Annotated in this window: 14 protein-coding genes; 9 read left to right on the top strand and 5 right to left on the bottom strand. The window is 65.5% G+C overall.

From position 1 onward, the window contains the following. Positions 1-2 precede the first annotated feature (2 nt). Positions 3-1,580 (bottom strand): hypothetical protein, encoded by a 1,578-nt coding sequence (locus CX676_RS10415; RefSeq protein ID WP_101752554.1) that lies wholly within the window; start codon positions 1,578-1,580, stop codon positions 3-5. 464 nt (positions 1,581-2,044) lie between these two features. On the opposite strand from CX676_RS10415, the gene CX676_RS10420 reads away from it, so the two are divergent. Further along, entirely contained in the window at positions 2,045-4,342 is a 2,298-nt protein-coding gene (locus CX676_RS10420; RefSeq protein WP_198590174.1) for an SLC26A/SulP transporter family protein, read from the top strand. Between the two features lie 45 nt (positions 4,343-4,387). Here the strand turns inward: CX676_RS10420 and mog are convergent, their stop codons facing one another. Then, positions 4,388-4,930, bottom strand: a complete 543-nt coding sequence (gene mog / locus CX676_RS10425) for a molybdopterin adenylyltransferase (RefSeq protein ID WP_101752556.1) — start codon at positions 4,928-4,930, stop codon at positions 4,388-4,390. A gap of 138 nt (positions 4,931-5,068) precedes the next feature. Between mog and CX676_RS10430 the strand changes: the two genes are divergently transcribed. Both CX676_RS10430 and CX676_RS10435 read left to right on the top strand, forming a co-directional pair. Then, the gene (locus CX676_RS10430; RefSeq protein WP_101752557.1) at positions 5,069-5,278 is read left to right on the top strand and encodes a hypervirulence associated TUDOR domain-containing protein; all 210 of its coding nucleotides are present in this window, start codon (positions 5,069-5,071) and stop codon (positions 5,276-5,278) included. 9 nt (positions 5,279-5,287) lie between these two features. Continuing rightward, a complete protein-coding gene (locus CX676_RS10435; protein WP_101752558.1) occupies positions 5,288-5,851 on the top strand; it encodes a DUF488 domain-containing protein in 564 nt (187 codons plus the stop codon). Here the strand turns inward: CX676_RS10435 and CX676_RS10440 are convergent. Then, entirely contained in the window at positions 5,844-7,070 is a 1,227-nt protein-coding gene (locus tag CX676_RS10440) for an argininosuccinate synthase (RefSeq protein ID WP_101752559.1), read from the bottom strand. The two genes, CX676_RS10435 and CX676_RS10440, sit on opposite strands and share 8 nt — an antisense overlap. A gap of 120 nt (positions 7,071-7,190) precedes the next feature. Here CX676_RS10440 and ilvA point away from each other — a divergent pair, with 120 nt between their 5' ends. Next, positions 7,191-8,438 (top strand): threonine ammonia-lyase IlvA, encoded by a 1,248-nt coding sequence (ilvA, locus tag CX676_RS10445; RefSeq protein ID WP_101754259.1) that lies wholly within the window; start codon positions 7,191-7,193, stop codon positions 8,436-8,438. Between the two features lie 12 nt (positions 8,439-8,450). On the opposite strand, the gene CX676_RS10450 is transcribed toward ilvA, so the two are convergent. Next, positions 8,451-8,807, bottom strand: coding sequence for an Hpt domain-containing protein (locus tag CX676_RS10450; protein ID WP_101752560.1), 357 nt, complete (start codon positions 8,805-8,807; stop codon positions 8,451-8,453). A 137-nt stretch (positions 8,808-8,944) separates the two neighbouring features. On the opposite strand from CX676_RS10450, the gene CX676_RS10455 reads away from it, so the two are divergent. Further along, complete coding sequence (locus CX676_RS10455) at positions 8,945-10,270, top strand: PP2C family protein-serine/threonine phosphatase (RefSeq protein WP_232816415.1); 1,326 nt, start codon at positions 8,945-8,947, stop codon at positions 10,268-10,270. A 14-nt stretch (positions 10,271-10,284) separates the two neighbouring features. Here the strand turns inward: CX676_RS10455 and CX676_RS10460 are convergent, their stop codons facing one another. Then, positions 10,285-10,740, bottom strand: coding sequence for an NUDIX domain-containing protein (locus CX676_RS10460; RefSeq protein WP_101752561.1), 456 nt, complete (start codon positions 10,738-10,740; stop codon positions 10,285-10,287). A 153-nt stretch (positions 10,741-10,893) separates the two neighbouring features. On the opposite strand from CX676_RS10460, the gene hslO reads away from it, so the two are divergent. The 4 genes from hslO to CX676_RS10480 are packed head-to-tail and all read left to right on the top strand — an operon-like array spanning position 10,894 to position 15,519. Then, positions 10,894-11,916, top strand: a complete 1,023-nt coding sequence (hslO, locus tag CX676_RS10465; RefSeq protein ID WP_101754261.1) for an Hsp33 family molecular chaperone HslO — start codon at positions 10,894-10,896, stop codon at positions 11,914-11,916. Further along, on the top strand, positions 11,913-12,506 hold the full coding sequence (locus CX676_RS10470) for a CoA pyrophosphatase (protein ID WP_232816416.1): 594 nt from the start codon (positions 11,913-11,915) through the stop codon (positions 12,504-12,506). The genes hslO and CX676_RS10470 overlap by 4 nt, the downstream gene beginning before the upstream one ends. Next, a complete protein-coding gene (locus CX676_RS10475) occupies positions 12,506-13,666 on the top strand; it encodes a CCA tRNA nucleotidyltransferase (protein WP_101752562.1) in 1,161 nt (386 codons plus the stop codon). Before CX676_RS10470 ends, CX676_RS10475 begins: the two co-directional genes overlap by 1 nt. Next, a complete protein-coding gene (locus CX676_RS10480; RefSeq protein ID WP_101752563.1) occupies positions 13,663-15,519 on the top strand; it encodes an ABC transporter ATP-binding protein in 1,857 nt (618 codons plus the stop codon). Before CX676_RS10475 ends, CX676_RS10480 begins: the two co-directional genes overlap by 4 nt. Positions 15,520-15,523 lie beyond the last annotated feature (4 nt).

Here is a 15,523-nt window from a genome sequence, read left to right on the forward strand (position 1 = left end):
GCCTAGTACTGGATGCTCTGCGGGATCGTCCGTTCATAGGGGACGCTTTGCCGCGGCGTTGACTCGATCGGCTCCAGCGGCTGGCAATTCGTGACGGCAGTGGGGCCCAGTGGATCATCGCTGGCCGGCACCGTCTTCAGCAGAGCCTGGTTGACCTTCTTGAGGTTCTGGTTGAACTCGGCCGCCGCCTGCAGCAGCCCGGGAATCGGCAGGGCATATTTCGTGTCGACCAGGTTGGGCTGGATCGCCCAGGCTTGGAAGAACATGTACTGGCACAGGGCCGCCCGCTGCATGTCATTGGGGCTGAAGATTGGGTCCTTCTCGTTGTCGACCGGCGCTTCGTTCCGTGTCTCCGGCGGTGCGCGGCGAATGCGCAGGCATTTCTCGACCGCGGTGATCTGGTTCGAGAAGCTCCAGTGATCGCCACCATGCGAGACCGAGCCGTTCCACATGTAGATGGCCATGACCCGCGCCAGCGTATCACCCTCGGCAATCTGCTCGGCCCCCGGAAAGCCGCGCACATGGGTATTCAGATAGCGCGCCCAAAGCCGGGTATAGGCCAGCATATCGCCATTTTGCTTGATGTAATCCGCGACAACCGTGCAGAAGGGCAGAAAGGCATCCTCGAAATAGCGCGCCAGCCAATTGCCGTAGAATGTATCGAACAGCGGATGCTGCGCGTTGGAATATTGCGGGTTCATGTAATCATATTCGGGATAGGCGACCGGATCATATCCCTTTTCCGCCGTCAGACCCGAATAGCCCGCGCCGAAAAGCAGCTTCAGATTATAGGCATTTCCAGTCAGCGGATCGAAGCGCGTTCCCTGGGCATTGTTGTTCACCACCGATTCCGCGCTTTCCAGAACCGCGTTGTCCAGCGCCAGCGAATAGGCGCTGTGCGGGGCGAACATCTGGAAGATCGGATGGTTCATCGGCAATGCGGTCTTGGTGATGGCGTTCACCGAGTTCATCGGGAAATGCAGCGCCGGATGCACCACAAAGAGCACGTGATAGGAGGCCCCCTGCAGACCATAGACCATGGCGATGCCGAAGGAGCTGTCGGTATCGCGCATCAACAGCCCATCGACCTCGATGATGCGACAGCAGTTCCTGCCCTGCGCATCCTCGCGGAAGAAGACCTTGGTGGGCGCGACATACATGCCCTCCAGCGGGTCGATCAGCTTCATCGCGGTGAAATCATACTTGGTCCAGAGGCCGCTGTTCAGGTCATCGATGATATCCTGTTCATCCGCAAAGGCCTTGCGGCAGGCCGCGATTTCCTCGTCCTGCATCCGGACCCGGAACCGGGTGAACAGCGTCGTGGTCATGATCTCGTTGAACCGTGCCAGTGTAACGCCCTTCCAGGATGACACCGCCGCGGAATACTGCGCCGCGTAGGCCGGATAGCCGATCCGTGCCTGCAGATAGCGCGCGCCAATGGCTTCGTTGAACAGCAAGGCCTCCATCGGCGGGATGTTCAGCACCTCGTCGGCGCAGATCAGCGGATGCGACGGCGAGGGCTGTGGCCATGGCCCCTTGCGCGCATAGAGGAACTGGTCGGGCAAATCGCTCATGGTCATGCGCAGTCTCCCATTGGCTCAGAAGCATGTGGGACGTGCGCAATGATGAAGACCGAGCAGGCGTCAACTGCCGTCGCAAGGTGCGAAAAGACCTTGCGGTCGAGGGAATTGTTACCCAACAAGCACTCCCCACCCAATCACGCCAGCAAATTGCCCATGAGTCAAGGCGGATGCCGAATTGGACATCAAATACGCGCGGCGGACATGGTCATATTGAACCAATAACCGATCCCCATCCATGTCATAAAACTGACCCCCGGATTTACCGAATTTACTAGGTAAATTATTTGACGGAATAGGTTATTTTTCCTGCTTCTCCGCCTGGAATGCGACCGGTTGAAATCACCCACTCCACCGGCAATGGCGTCAGAAAAATGCACTGGCTTTCAATCAGGCCATCGCGGAATTGTTGCGCGGCCGGGTATCTCTGGCTACCGTTCGAGGACAGGGCGACGGTAGGATTGATGAACTCCGACAGCGACAGTGACGATCCGGCGGGGATCGCGGGTCCATCCGCCGCGATTGCCGTGGTCCATCACGCAACCGTTTTCCGATCCGCGGCATTAGGGGCCGTTCTTGGCATCGACGCCGTTGGCCATTGCATTGCACTGGCCACACTCTGCTTCGCCGGTGGACTGGTTGGCGGGCTTGGACTGGGCGCGACCGCCTTCGTTCTCGGCAGCGTCATCGTGACCATCAGCCAGACCATGATCGGAAAGCTGCCGCTGTCTCTTGCGATCTCGCAGGACACCAGTATCTCGCTGCTGGCCCCGGCCGCGATCGCGGCGGGGCTGATGGCCAACGGCCCGGTCGAGGCCAATGTCATCACCACCTTTGCCGTGCTCGGCCTCTCGGCGGTGGTCTCGGGCCTGCTTTTCTGGGCGGTCGGTCGGTTTCGCCTCGGGCGCATCGTCAGGGCCTTCCCCTATCCCGTGGCCGCGGGTTTCCTAGCCAGTTCGGGCTGCCTGCTGGTGATGGCCGCCCTGTCGATCCTGCTGGCCGGTTCCCCGCACGGTCAGATTTCCGCCGCGTTGATGGACCCGGTCGTCTGGAGCAACCTGGTCCCTGCCCTCGCCTTCGTCGCCGCCCTCTTCCTCGCCATCCGATGGTTCCACGGCATCGTCGGCATGCTTGCCGCCTTTGCCTTTGCACTTCTTGGCTTCTACGCCTGTCTTTCCTGGCTGGGGATCGATTCCACAGAGGCGCGAGACCTGCATCTTCTCCCCAACTTCGGCGGCGATGGTCCACTGGGGATCGCCCGGCTGTCTCTCGGCGAGGTGGACTGGAACGCCGTCGCCTATGCCACGCCAATCATTGCCAGCGTGGCGCTGATCAATCTGGTCGCGGTCCTGCTGAACATAACCGGGATCGAGCTTGCGCTGGAATCAGAGGTCAAGGTCGATCATGAACTGAAGATCGTCGGGGCGACGAACCTGCTGGTCGGCGCTTTCGGCTGCGTTGCCGCATTTGCACAGGGCGGCGCGAATATCTTTGCCGGGCGGATGGGTGCGCAGCGTGGCGCGCTCAGCGCGGGGTTTCTTCTCGTCCTTGGGCCGGCCTGCTTCTTTGCCACCACGCTGGCCGGGGCCGTGCCGATCTTCGTGGCGACCGGCCTTCTGATCTTCATCGGCATCACCATGATCGAGAGCTGGCTGTTCCAGACCCGCCGCCGACTGCGGGCGGGAGACTGGACGATCATCTGCGGCATTGTCGCGGTGACGCTGGTTCTGGGCATCCTGCCCGCGGTTCTGGTCGGGCTGTTCCTCGCCGTGCTCAGCTTTGCCATCACCAGCGCGCGGCTGCCGGTGGTCGATTTCATCACCGATGGCCGGGCCCGGCGCAGCGTGGTCGATCGCTCGCTCGAGGAAGACGGGCGCTTGAGCCAGCACGGCAACCGCATCCAGATCCTGCACCTGCAGGGCGCGCTGTTCTTCGGCTCGGTCGAGAACATGATCACGATCACCCATCGGCTTCTTCTGAGGGAGCCCCAGTCGGCTTTCGTCATCCTCGACTGCGAAGAGCTTGACCTGATCGACTCATCTGCCTGCGCCGGACTGGCCAAGCTGCGCCAATTGCTGGCGCGCCGTGGGGTCATACCGTTGCTCGCGGGGCTGAGCGAGGCCAATCGCCGCGCATTGGAGCAATGGGCGGTGCAGGTTCAGGACAGTCCGGATCGGGTGCTTGGCATCCGCACGGCCGCGACTCTGGATGAAGCGCTCGAGGCATGCGAGAACGAGTTGCTGGATCACAGGGAACCCATGGCCGGCAGATCCCTGGATGACCTGCTGGCCGAGTTGAGCGACAGCCATCCCCGCCGGGGCGACCTGCTGCAGCGGATGACGCGCATGGACCTTGCGCCGGGTGATCGGCTCATCCGTCAGGGCGACCCGACCACGGACATCTTTTTCGTCGAATACGGCCGGCTTTCGGTTTCGATCACATCGCCGGCCGGCGCGAGCCTTCGCGTCCGGTCGCTCGGACCCGGGGCGGTGGTCGGCGAGATGGCGCATATCCTCGACCTGCCGCGCAGCACCGAAGTGATGGCGGCGACGGCCTGCGTGGTCCATCGCCTTGACGAGCAGGCTGTAAGCGCGATCCTGCGCGACGACCCCGAGCTTTCGGCCCTGCTTTACAAGGTACTGGCCCATGCGCTTGCGCTGAAGCTGCTGAAAGCAAATGTCCTGATCGGGGATATGCGGGCGCCACGCCTGCGGCCGCCGTCAGCTGACCAACGCACTGCGCCGCGATCTACCCGGCCTTGATGGCGAAGGATGAACGGCCCGCCCTCACCCCGGGCTGCAACCGCCCTATTTCCCCTGCGGCCTGAACGCCTTGATCTTCGCCGGGTCGGTTTCGATCCGTCCCGCCCCCATCAGGTCGAGGCAATAGGGCACGGCGGCGAAGACGGCGTTGAGGCAGGTGGCGATGGCCGAGGGATTGCCCGGCAGGGTGATGATCAGCGAGGCATCGCGGATCGCGGCGGTCTGGCGCGACAGGATCGCGGTCGGCACCTCGAGCAGCGAGGCGCGGCGCATTTCCTCGCCGAAACCGGCCAGTTCCTTGTCCATCACGTCGATCACCGCCTCGGGCGTCTGGTCGCGCGGTGAGGGGCCGGTGCCGCCGGTCACAAGGATCAGGTCGCTGCCCAGTTCGGCCAGTTCGCGCAGCTTGGCGGCCACCCCCTCGCGCCCGTCGGGGATGATGTGGCGGGCGATCTCCATCGGCGAGGTGACGACCTCGCGCAGCCAGGCCTCGGCGCCCGGCCCGCCCTTGTCCTCGTATTCACCGCTGGCAGCGCGGTCACTGACGGTGACGATGGCAATGCGGGCGGTCAGACGCTGGTCGGTCATGGCGGGGCCTTTTCTATGAACCTGACCCATTCTGGTCAGGTGTCACCGGGAAGGAAAGAGGGCGCCACGATGATTGGTGTTTCGAGCGTTCCTGGCCTACCCTGTGCCCATCGCGAACGGAAAACGAGGGAAGGTTCCATGGCCCCCAGATTCAAGGTCGGCGATCATGTCAGCTGGAATTCCGAGGCTGGCCGTGTCTCGGGACGGATCATCGCCGTGCATGTCAGCGATTTCGACTACAAGGGCTATACGCATCACGCCTCGGACAGCGATCCTCAATACGAGATCCAAAGCGACAAGACCGACCATATCGCCGCCCACAGGGGCAGCGCGCTGACGCTGATCTGACCGGCCCGCGTGACCGCGCCCTTTTATACCGTCGGCCATTCCGACCGCAGCCTGCCGGATTTTCTGGACCTGCTGGCGAGCGCCGGGGTCGGTTTTGTTGCCGATATTCGAAAAATGCCGATGTCGCGGGCCAATCCGCAGTTCAACGGCGGGCCGCTGGCCGGGGTGCTGGCCGAGGCCGGGATCGGCTACGAGCATGTCGCCAGCCTTGGCGGCTTGCGCGGCCGGGACCGCGGGGTGCCCTTCGCGGTGAATGCGCTGTGGCGGAACCGCAGCTTTCACAATTACGCCGATTACGCGCTGTCACCGGAATTTCGCGACGGGCTGGCGCATCTGCTGCAGCTTGGCGCCGAGCGGCGTGTGACCGTCATGTGCTCGGAAGCCGTCTGGTGGCGCTGCCATCGCCGGATTGTCGCCGATTACCTGATCGGCGACGGCCAGCCGGTGTTTCACATCATGGCGCCGGATCGGCTGGAGCCGGCGGTGATGACGCCGGGCGCGGTGGTCACGCCCGGTGCCGGGATCACTTATCCGCCCGCACCCGAAGGCGCGGGCGGAGAGGGGCTTACTTGAACTTGGCGTTGCGGTTCGCGACCAGTTTCAGCCGCAGCGCGTTCAGCTTGATGAAGCCCGCCGCATCCTTCTGGTCATAGGCGCCGGCATCATCTTCGAAGGTCACATGCGCCTCGCTGTAAAGCGAATGGTCCGACCAGCGGCCAACGGTGCTGACATTGCCCTTGTAGAGCTTCAGCCGCACGGTGCCGGTGACATGTTCCTGCGATTTGTCGATGGCGGCCTGCAGCATCTCGCGCTCGGGGCTGAACCAGAAGCCGTTATAGATCAGCTCTGCATAGCGCGGCATCAGGCAGTCCTTCAGATGCCCGGCGCCGCTGTCCAGCGTGATCTGCTCGATGCCGCGATGGGCTTCCAGAAGGATGGTGCCGCCCGGCGTTTCATAGATGCCGCGGGACTTCATGCCGACGAAGCGGTTCTCGACGAAATCCAGCCGGCCGATGCCGTGCTTGCGGCCATATTCGTTCAGGTCGGTTAGGATGGTCGCGGGCGACAGTTTCTGGCCGTTGATCGCCACCGCATCACCCGCCTCAAAAGTCACTTCGATATATTCGGGCGTATCGGGCGCATCCTCGGGATTGACCGTGCGCTGGTAGACGTAATCGGGCGCCTCTTCCGCCGGGTTCTCCAGCGCCTTGCCCTCGCTCGAGGTGTGCAAGAGGTTTGCATCGACGCTGAACGGCGCCTCGCCGCGTTTGTCCTTGGCGATGGGGATCTGGTTCTTCTCAGCAAACTCGATCAGCTTGGTGCGCGAGGTCAGATCCCAGAGCCGCCAGGGCGCGATGACCTTGATCGAGGGGTCGAGCGCATAGGCCGAAAGCTCGAACCGCACCTGGTCGTTGCCTTTGCCGGTGGCGCCATGGGCGACAGCATCGGCGCCGTGCTGATGGGCAAGCTCCACCAGACGCTTCGAGATCAGCGGCCGGGCGATCGAGGTGCCCAGAAGGTAAAGCCCCTCGTAAAGCGCATTGGCGCGGAACATCGGGAAGACGAAATCGCGCACGAATTCCTCGCGCAGATCCTCGATATGGATGTTCTCGGGGGCGATGCCCAGCAGCTCGGCCTTCTGGCGCGCGGGCTCGAGCTCCTCGCCCTGGCCCAGATCGGCGGTGAAGGTGATGACCTCGCAGCCATATTCGGTCTGCAGCCATTTCAGGATGATCGAGGTGTCCAAGCCTCCGGAATAGGCAAGGACGACTTTCTTCGGCGCGTCGGTCATGGTGATCGGCCCTCTTATTCGCGATGTTGCGGCCGGGAATAGGGGGAATCGCGCCGTCTCACAAGGCCTTGCCCCCTGCGCCCCTTGCCAAATCCGCGCTTTCGCGGCATGGGCGAAACCATGGAAAACTTTACCCAAGCCGTGCGCGCGGCCGAAGACGCGATCCGCGATCTGTTCGAGCCGACGCCCCTCCAGCGCAACGACCACCTGTCGGCGAAATACGGCGCCGATATCTGGCTGAAGCGCGAGGACCTGACGCCGGTGCGCAGCTACAAGCTGCGCGGGGCCTACAACGCCATGCGCAAGATCATGGTCGACGGGCGCGGCGGGAACGCGCATTTCGTCTGCGCCAGCGCCGGCAACCACGCGCAGGGCGTGGCCTTCGCCTGCCGCCATTTCGGCGCCAAGGGCACCATCTTCATGCCGGTGACGACGCCGCAGCAGAAGATCGACAAGACCCGGACCTTCGGCGGCGATTCCGTCGAGATCGTGCTGACCGGCGATTATTTCGACCAGACGCTGGCCGCCGCGCAGCAGTTCTCGGCCGAGCAGGAGGCGGTGTTCCTGGCACCCTTCGATTCGGCCGATGTGATCGAGGGTCAGGCGACAGTGGCGCTGGAGATGCTGGAACAGCTCGGCCGCGCGCCCGATCTGGTGGTGCTGCCGGTGGGCGGCGGCGGCTTGTCCTCGGGTGTGTCGCGCTATCTGCGCGAGAATGCGACCGGGACGCGGCTGGCCTTTGCCGAGCCGCTGGGGGGTGCCAGCCTGCAGGCGGCGCTGCAGAACGGTGCGCCGGTGGCCCTGCCGGCGGTGGACGGTTTCGTCGATGGTGCCGCGGTGGCGCGAATCGGTGCCCTGCCCTTCGAGGAATTGCAGCGCTACGCGATGACCGACGTGCACCTGGCCCCCGAGGACCGGATCTGCATCACCATGCTGGAGATGCTGAACACCGAGGGCATGGTGCTGGAACCGGCGGGCGCGCTGGCGGTGGACGTGCTGGGCGATCTGGGCGATTTGACCGGCAAGACCGTGGTCTGCGTCTGTTCGGGCGGGAATTTCGACTTCGAGCGCCTGCCCGATGTGAAGGAACGGGCGCAGCGCTTTGCCGGCAAGAAGAAATACCTGGTGCTGCGGATGCCGCAGCGGCCCGGCGCGCTGCGCGATTTCCTGCAGCTTCTGGGGCCGGATGACGACATCGCCCGCTTTGAATACCTGAAGAAATCGGCGCGGAACTTCGGCTCGATCCTGATCGGCATCGAAAGCAGCCGGCCCGAGAACCTGACCACCATGCTGCGGCGTCTGGACCAGGCCGGATTCACCTATCGCGACATCACCAAGGACGCGGTGCTGGCCGAATTCCTGATCTGAGCCGGCAAGGGTTCAGGCCACCCCGGCCTGGCCGCCCTCGCGGTCATCGACCATGCGGGCGAGATCGCGCATGAACAGCTGTTTCGATCGCGAATAACAGCTGATGATCTGCTTGATGCTGATCTCGGCCAACTGGCCGCGCAGGGTTTGCGTCTCGCTGCTCTGGCACAGGGCACCGAATTCCGCAAAACCAAGATTCCACGCGCTGCCTTTGAGAAAATGCAGGTCGCGCGCCAGCTTGGCGGGATCGTCCCTGGACAGGCGCATGACGATCTCTTCGACCTCGTCCATGAACAGTTCCAGCACCGGGGCGAATTCGGACTGTCCGACCTCCTCGCGCAGTTCCAACACCCTCGTCCAGTCGATCATGCCCAACGCCCCATCCGGTCGCGAATCCTTCCCGACCTGTCTAGCAGCAGCGACTTACGGAATGCTTAAACCTCGGGCAGGTTCGGCGGTTTTCCCGGTTTACCTGATCTTTACCGCCCCTGCCCTATCCAAGGCGGGTGAGTGACCCGATTCGCCTTGACGACCCGCTGCCGCCGGGGGCGCTGACGCCCGCTCCGGGCCGTCTGGTCCTGCTCGTGGATGACAGCCGGGCGCAACGGCGGATGCTGTCGATCCAGCTGCAGCGCGCCGGTTACCAGGTGATCGAGGCGGAATCCGGGCCCGAAGCACTGCAGGTCTGCCGGCGATACGAACCCGATATCGTGCTTTCGGATTGGATCATGCCGGGGATGACCGGCCCCGAGCTTTGCCGCGAGTTCCGCGGGCTCAGCCGCGAAGGCTATGGCTATTTCATCCTGCTGACTTCGAAGACCGAGGCCTCGGACATCGCCTACGGGCTGGAGGCCGGGGCCGACGACTTCCTGACCAAGCCGATCTCGGGGGCTGAGCTGCGGGCGCGATTGCGCGCCGGCGACCGGATCCTGCGATTCGAGGAGAAGCTGCGGGCCAGCAATGCCCAGCTGCAGAAGACGCTGGACCGGCTGAACCTGGCGCAGGAGGCGATGGATCGCGACCTGCGCGAGGCGCGCAAGCTGCAGCAGGGCCTGGTGCGCGAACGCTCGGGCCGGTTCCAGCACTTTGAGCTGTCTCTGCTGCTGCGCCCTGCGGGCCATATCGGCGGGGACCTGGTCGGCTTCTTTCCCATCAATCAGGACCGGGCCGGAATCTTCTCGATCGACGTGTCCGGCCATGGCGTCACCGCCGCATTGCTGACCGCGCGGCTGGCGGCACATCTGTCCGGCTCGACCGAGCAGAACGTGGCGCTGCGCGCCGCGCAAGCCGGAACCGAGGCGGTCTCACCGCTGGCGCTGGCGCAGTTCTTCAACACCATGCTGCTGGAGGAGACCCAGACCGACACCTATTTCACCATGGTCTATGCCGATCTGGATTTCCACAGCGGCGAATTGCGCGGCGTGCAGGCCGGGCATCCCCATCCGCTGGTCCAGCGCCGGACCGGCGAAATCGAGCCCGTGGGGGATGGCGGCATGCCCATCGGGGTGCTTGCCCGACCGCGGTTCGACGAATTTCGCCTGAGGCTGAACCCCGGTGACCGCCTGCTGATCGCCTCGGACGGGATCACCGAGGCGACCGATCCCGATGGCAATCTTCTCGGCGACGAGGGGGTCATGAACATTGCCCGTGGCCACAGGGGACTGAGTGGTCACAACTTCCTCGACGCCATGTCCTTCTGCGTCTCGCAATTCACCCATGGCGAAAGGCGCGACGACATCTCGGCGGTGCTGATCGAGCATCGTGAATGGGGAGATCGCGACGCTGACCCGCTGCGGTCCGGGCCAGACCGCAGGGGCAACTTGCCGCCATGACGGAGGGGCGGCGATCAGCGCCAGGGCCGGCCCGCCCGAAGCCATCGGGTCACCAGCGCCCTGGACCCCGGATCGGCCAGCGCATCGGGCAGATCGTCCAGTGGCAACCACAGCGGCAGGTGATCCGGCTCGCTTGGCGGGCCGAGTCGTCGCAGGGGACGGGCCAGCCAGATCGAACAGATCTTCTCAGCATGGTAGCCGTATTCGGGCAGCCAGGCGAAGCGGCGATAAATGCCGAGCCGACGCGGTGCGGCGATGGACCAGCCGGTCTCCTCGAATACTTCGCGGTGCAGGGCCGCAACGGGGGACTCGCCCGGATCGATGCCACCGCCCGGCAGTTGCAGCTCGGGCTCGGGCCGGGTTTGCAGGGTCAGCAGCGCCTGCCCGTCCCGAACGAGCAAGGCATAGGCGCCGGGCCGGGCGCGATAGCGGTGGCCGGACTCGGGCGGCTGGCCATAGCGGGGGATCATCGACCGTCGTCCTTCTGGGTCATCCGGCATGGATTAGCCGCCCGCTGCGCGAGTGGAAAGCCCACCCTTGGGATCGGGCCGCAATTGCCTATATTGGGGTCGAGCCATATTGCCGTGCCCGTGCCGGCGCTGCCCCGATTGCAAGGAATTATGATGAACAAGATCAACCAGATCGCCTGGGACGATACGGTCCTTCCCTTCCAGCTTGACCGTTCCGACATCCGTGGCCGGGTGGCCCGGCTGGACGGGGTGCTGGAGCATATCCTGTCGCGCCACAACTATCCGGCCCCGGTCAGCGCGCTGGTGGCCGAGGTGGCGCTGCTGGCGGCGCTGATCGGCCCGACCATCAGCTTGCGCTGGAAGCTGAGCCTGCAGGTGCGGGGCAGCGGCGCCATCCGCACCATCGCCGCCGACTACTACGCCCCCGCAACCGAGGGCGAACCGGCGCGCATCCGGGCCTGGGCCAGTTTCGACGAGGCGCGGCTGGACGGTCGCCCGCCCTTCGAGCAGATCGGCGAGGGCTATTTCGCCATCCTGATCGATCAGGGCCAGGGGACCACTCCCTATCAGGGTATCACGCCCTTGGCCGGCGGCTCGCTTTCGGCCTGCGCCCAGACCTATTTCGCGCAATCCGAACAGCTGCCCACGCGCTTTGCGCTGACCCATGGCCGCTCGCAGATGGCCGGCGAGGCCGAGCATTGGCGCGCGGGCGGCGTCATGCTGCAGACCCTGCCGGCGACGCCGATGAGCGGGTCCGAGGGCGGCAGTGGTGAAGGCGGGCTGATCGAGGCAGCCGACATCCTCCAGGGCGCGGAATCCGAGGATTGGAACCGGGCGAATATCCTGCTGGACACGGTCGAGCCGCTGGAGCTGATCGGCCCCTCGCTCGCGCCGACCGACCTTCTGGTGCGACTGTTCCACGAGGAAGCCCCGCGGGTCTTTGACCCGCAGCGGGTGGAGTTCGGCTGTTCCTGCACCGCGGACCGCGTGCGCGACACGCTGTCGATCTACTCGGCGAAGGATATCGGCCACATGACCACGCCCGAGGGCATCGTCACCGCAGATTGCCAGTTCTGCGGCGCGCATTACGAGTTCGACCCGAAAAGCCTCGGCTTCGAGGCGACCGTCGATGCCGAGGGCAATCCGATCGAACCGCAAGACCGGGCGGCCGAGTGAGAACCGGCTGGTCGGAAGACCTGCTGAGACAGGCCCTGGCAGCTCCGGCAGGGCCGACCTCGGATTTCGATCTGAACCCCGAGGTCGCGCCGCCGGCCGGGCAATTGCGCCCGGCCGGCGTGCTCGCCGCCTTTCACGAGGATGACGGTCGCCTGGTGCTGACCAAGCGCGCCGCCACGATGCGCCACCATCCCGGCCAGATCGCCCTGCCCGGCGGCAAGGTCGATCCGGGTGATGCCGACGTGATTGCCGCCGCCCTGCGCGAGGCGCGCGAGGAGATTGCATTGCCCACGGAACAGGTCGAGGTGATCGGCACGCTACCCGCGCACCGCACCGTCACCGGCTTTGCCATCACCCCGGTCCTGGCCGTCATTCGCGGCCGCTTCGACCCGATTCCCGAGCCGGGCGAGGTGGCCGAGGTCTTTGACCTGCCCTTCGACCATATCGCAGATCCTGCCTGCTACCGGGTCGAGGGGCGATACTGGCGCGGCAGCTGGCGCAGCTATCACGCCGCGCCCTACGGTCCATATTACCTCTGGGGTGCCACCGCGCGCATCCTCTGGTCGCTGGCCAACAGGTTCGCGGCCTGATGCGGATCTCCGGCCCCTTCCTCACCGATCCGGCACTGCTGGCCGTCCTCGATGCGATCGAGGCGGGCGGGCATCGGGTGTTTCTAGTCGGCGGCGCGGTGCGCAATGCGCTTCTGGGCGAGCCAATCGGGGATGTGGACCTGTCCACCGACGCCCGACCCGAGCGGGTTGTGGAGCTGGCGCAGGCGGCGGGACTGAAGCCGGTGCCGACGGGGATCGAACATGGCACGATCACCGTGGTCTCGGGCGGGACCGGCTTCGAAGTCACCACCTTCCGCCGCGATGTCGAGACCGACGGGCGCCGCGCGATCGTCGCCTTCTCGGACAGCATCGAGGAGGATGCCGAGCGGCGCGATTTCACCATGAACGCGCTTTACGCGACCCGCGCGGGCGAGGTGATTGATCCGGTCGGCGGGCTGGATGACTTGGCGGCGCGGCGGTTGCGCTTTGTCGGTGATCCCGAGGAGCGTATCCACGAGGATTACCTGCGCATCCTGCGCTTCTTCCGCTTTCACGCCTGGTATGGCCGCGAAGCCGAGCCGCAGGCGCTGGCTGCCTGCGCGGCGCTGGCGGGTGGCCTCGCGGGCATCTCGAAAGAGCGGATCGGGGCCGAGATGCGCAAGCTGTTGGCTGCGCCCGACCCCTCCGATGCGCTGGCGCTGATGACCGAGACCGGAATTCTGGCGCGGGTTCTACCCGGTGCGGACCCGGCGCAGATGCCCGCGTTGATCGCGGCTGAAGGGGATGCCGCGCCCGCATGGCCGCGCCGACTGGCGCTGCTGGGCGCAGACGACGCAGCGGACGCCCTTCGCCTGTCGCGCGCCGAGGCCGGGGAGCAGGCGCAACTGGCGGGGGCGCTGGCGGCGAACTGGTCGCTCAATGAGGCCGGTTATCGCCTTGGTGCGGCGCTGGCGACCGATATCGCGCTGGTCCGGGCGGCACGCGGCCTGCGGCTGCCTGAGGGGTGGCGCGATCAGATTGCCGCCGCTGCGCGCGCCCGGCTGCCCATCGCCGCCGCTGACCTGATGCCCGAGTTGCAGGGGCCAGCCCTCGGCCAAGGTCTGAAGGCCGCCGAAGCCCGCTGGATCGCCGAGGGTTTTGCCACCCCCGCCGCAAACCTGATCGAGACCGCCCGGTTGGCGGCAAAGGAGGGCGCATGAGCCTGCATCGCCGCATGGGCAATATGGTCGACGCCTTTCGTCCCGCTGATGGCCCGCCGCCGCGGACCCTTCTGGCCTTCTTTCGCTGGTGCCTCTCGGGGGCCTGGGGCGGGCTGACGCTGGCCGGGATCGCCTCGGCGCTGGCCGGGGTCTGCGACGTGCTGACGGCGATCCTTTTGGGCATGGCGGTCGATGCTGTGGCGACGGGCAACCCGACCGATCCGTGGTCGGAGCAGGCGGCGCTGATCGCGCTGTTCCTGGGGTTCTTCCTGCTGATCCGGCCGGTCATCTTCGGCCTCTCCACCGCCAGTTCCAGCGTTATCGTCGGCCCGAACATCTTGCCGCTGGTTCTGTCGCGGCTGCATCGCTGGACCATGGGGCAGTCGGTCACCTTCTTTGACAATGATTTCGCCGGGCGACTGGCGCAGAAGCAGATGCAGACCGCGCGGGCAGTGACCGATGTGGCGACCGAGATGGTCAACGTTGTGGCCTTCGCGCTCGCCTCGGTACTGGGCTCGGCAGCCTTCCTGGTCGCGGTCGATGGCTGGGGGGCGCTGGCGCTGCTGGTATGGCTGGCCAGCTATTTCGCGCTGATCCGCTTCTTCCTGCCGCTGGTACGCGAACGCTCGGGCGCGCGCGCCTCGGCCCGGGCAATGGTCACCGGGCAGGTCGTGGACACCATCACCAATATCAAGACGGTGAAGCTGTTCGCGCATACCGATCACGAGGATCGCGCGGCACTGGGCGCGATGGCCGGTTTCCGCGAACGCGCGCTGGATTTCGGTGTCGTCTCCAGCTGGTTCCGCCTGTCGCTGATGTTCATCGCGGGCGTCCTGCCGGTGATCCTGATCGGCGGTTCTGTCATGTTGTGGCGCGACGGGCTGGCGACGCCCGGCGATGTGGCCGCCGCCGGGGCGATCTCGATGCGGCTGAGCCAGATGACCGGCTGGGTCAGCATGGCGCTGATGGGCATGTGGGGCAGCATCGGCGAGGTCGAGGACGGAATGAAGACCCTCGCCCCGCCCCATGCGCTGAGCGATGCGCCGGGGGCCATCACGCTGAATCGCGTCAAGGGCCGGATCGACTATGACCATGTGAGCTTTGCCTATGGTCGCGAGACCGGGGGGCTGGACGATCTGTCGCTGCACATCCTGCCGGGACAGCGGATCGGCATTGTCGGCGCCTCGGGCGCGGGGAAATCGACGCTGGTGGCGCTTCTGTTGCGGCTCTACGACGTGGAGAAGGGCAAGATCACCCTTGACGGGCATGACATCCGCGAGGTGACGCAGGAAAGCCTGCGCCAGCAGATCGCCATGGTCACGCAGGAAACGGCAATGTTCAACCGCTCGGCCCGCGACAATATCCTCTATGGCCGACCCGATGCCAGCATGGCCGAGATCGAGACGGCGGCGAAGGCGGCCGAGGCGCATGAGTTCATTTTGGGGCTCGAGGATTATGCCGGGCGCAAAGGCTACGAGGCGCATCTGGGCGAGCGCGGGGTGAAGCTGTCGGGCGGACAGCGCCAGCGTATCGCCCTAGCCCGCGCCATTCTGAAGGACGCCCCGATCCTCGTGCTGGACGAGGCCACCAGCGCGCTCGACAGCGAGGTCGAGGCGCAGGTGCAGGAGGCGTTGGCCCGCGCCATGCAGGGCAAGACCGTGCTGGCCATTGCCCACCGGCTGTCGACCATCGCCGAGTTGGACCGGATCATCGTGCTGGACCGGGGCCGGATCGTCGAGGCGGGAACGCATGAGGACTTGCTGGCCGAGAACGGGCTTTACGCGCGCTACTGGAACCGGCAATCCGGCGGTTTCCTGGGTCTCGACGAGGCGGCAGAGGAGGCGGCGGAATAGCGGG

This window comes from Paracoccus zhejiangensis, assembly GCF_002847445.1.
Lineage (GTDB): Bacteria > Pseudomonadota > Alphaproteobacteria > Rhodobacterales > Rhodobacteraceae > Paracoccus > Paracoccus zhejiangensis.

Coding starts and splice junctions, on each gene's coding strand:
- CX676_RS10415 (WP_101752554.1), bottom strand. CDS start 1,580: ATGACCATGAGCGATTTGCCCGACCAGTTCCTCTATGCGCGCAAGGGG.
- CX676_RS10420 (WP_198590174.1), top strand. CDS start 2,045: ATGAACTCCGACAGCGACAGTGACGATCCGGCGGGGATCGCGGGTCCA.
- mog (WP_101752556.1), bottom strand. CDS start 4,930: ATGACCGACCAGCGTCTGACCGCCCGCATTGCCATCGTCACCGTCAGT.
- CX676_RS10430 (WP_101752557.1), top strand. CDS start 5,069: ATGGCCCCCAGATTCAAGGTCGGCGATCATGTCAGCTGGAATTCCGAG.
- CX676_RS10440 (WP_101752559.1), bottom strand. CDS start 7,070: ATGACCGACGCGCCGAAGAAAGTCGTCCTTGCCTATTCCGGAGGCTTG.
- ilvA (WP_101754259.1), top strand. CDS start 7,191: ATGGAAAACTTTACCCAAGCCGTGCGCGCGGCCGAAGACGCGATCCGC.
- CX676_RS10450 (WP_101752560.1), bottom strand. CDS start 8,807: ATGATCGACTGGACGAGGGTGTTGGAACTGCGCGAGGAGGTCGGACAG.
- CX676_RS10460 (WP_101752561.1), bottom strand. CDS start 10,740: ATGATCCCCCGCTATGGCCAGCCGCCCGAGTCCGGCCACCGCTATCGC.
- hslO (WP_101754261.1), top strand. CDS start 10,894: ATGAACAAGATCAACCAGATCGCCTGGGACGATACGGTCCTTCCCTTC.
- CX676_RS10475 (WP_101752562.1), top strand. CDS start 12,506: ATGCGGATCTCCGGCCCCTTCCTCACCGATCCGGCACTGCTGGCCGTC.
- CX676_RS10480 (WP_101752563.1), top strand. CDS start 13,663: ATGAGCCTGCATCGCCGCATGGGCAATATGGTCGACGCCTTTCGTCCC.